The sequence below is a fragment of the Mesorhizobium sp. M2E.F.Ca.ET.209.01.1.1 genome, assembly GCF_004010375.2.
GTDB lineage: Bacteria > Pseudomonadota > Alphaproteobacteria > Rhizobiales > Rhizobiaceae > Mesorhizobium.
This window is the reverse complement of record NZ_SADP02001228.1, coordinates 1-287: the sequence shown is the minus strand read 5'-3', so window position 1 is coordinate 287 and position 287 is coordinate 1. Positions and strand designations below refer to the sequence as shown.

1 protein-coding gene is annotated in these 287 nt (G+C 60.3%); it reads right to left on the bottom strand.

What is annotated here, in order from left to right:
• Positions 1–103 precede the first annotated feature (103 nt).
• On the bottom strand, positions 104–287 hold a 184-nt coding region (locus tag EN852_RS39850), incomplete at its 5' end, for a helix-turn-helix transcriptional regulator (protein ID WP_135879978.1).

Here is a 287-nt window from a genome sequence, read left to right as displayed (position 1 = left end):
GGAGGAATTCTCGTTTTGAACAGGCTCGCCAACAACACCTTGCCGGGTAAGTTGTTGGCCCTTGCGGGTGGGATGGTCCTACCCGATTGGCGACCTCGGCGGCCTACCCGATAGGCGATTTCGAGTTGCGGCGCTTCTCGCTGGAATAGAGCGCGACGGCCATGGCGCGGTTGCGCACGTCGAGCTTGTCGTAGAGATTCTTGAGGTGGTATTTCACCGTGTTCTCGGAAATCCCTGTCCGCGTGGCGATCTGCAGGTTGGTCCAGCCGTCGGAAAGCACCGCCAGC